This is a genomic window from Halomonas flagellata (genome assembly GCF_022487945.1).
Taxonomy (GTDB): Bacteria; Pseudomonadota; Gammaproteobacteria; order Pseudomonadales; family Halomonadaceae; genus Halomonas; species Halomonas flagellata.
In genome coordinates, this window is record NZ_JAKVPY010000143.1 from 1 (window position 1) to 540 (window position 540).

Sequence of the window (540 nt, forward strand, 5' to 3'; positions counted from 1 at the left end):
GTGCGTAATAACCATCGCCATAGAACGACGCCATCTTATTTTGTATAGAGGACGGGCATTTAGACATAAGCGTTTCAAGACGGTTAACAGACAAGCGCCCTTCAATGCCTGAGTATTCCTGGTGCAGTAATCCCTGTACGGCAATAGAAAGATCTTTGGTTTCTTCAGTTGATAGCGTGCGGTCTTCTTCACGGTCATTGAATTGCAGCATCAGCTTAATCTGCTCAATGACGTGAATAATAAATTCGCTGTCGTTATCACTTTCGGCAGTCGAAAACGTGTTCATACCGGCTTTTAGCTGGTCTGAAAGGGTAAATGCGGCTCCATCTCCCTGGAAGAAGTTGGCTAAAGGAATGGTTCCCTGATCAACGTCGAGCGAACTGTAGATACCGCCAATCTTGGTGAAATGAGAGGCTATTGTATTTTTGAAGAAAGACTTACCGGTACGGGTTGGCCCCACACCTATAACCAGGCTTTTCTCGCCGATTACCTGCGTGAAATAGAAAGGAACGCCGTCGTCAGATTCCAGAATGTAAATAG

Annotated in this window: 1 protein-coding gene; it reads right to left on the minus strand. The window is 45.6% G+C overall.

Annotated features, from left to right (window positions below; translation table 11 throughout):
- Positions 1-540 (minus strand): putative type IV secretion/conjugal transfer ATPase (locus MKP05_RS21575; RefSeq protein ID WP_240570173.1); only part of this gene is annotated, 540 nt, incomplete at both ends.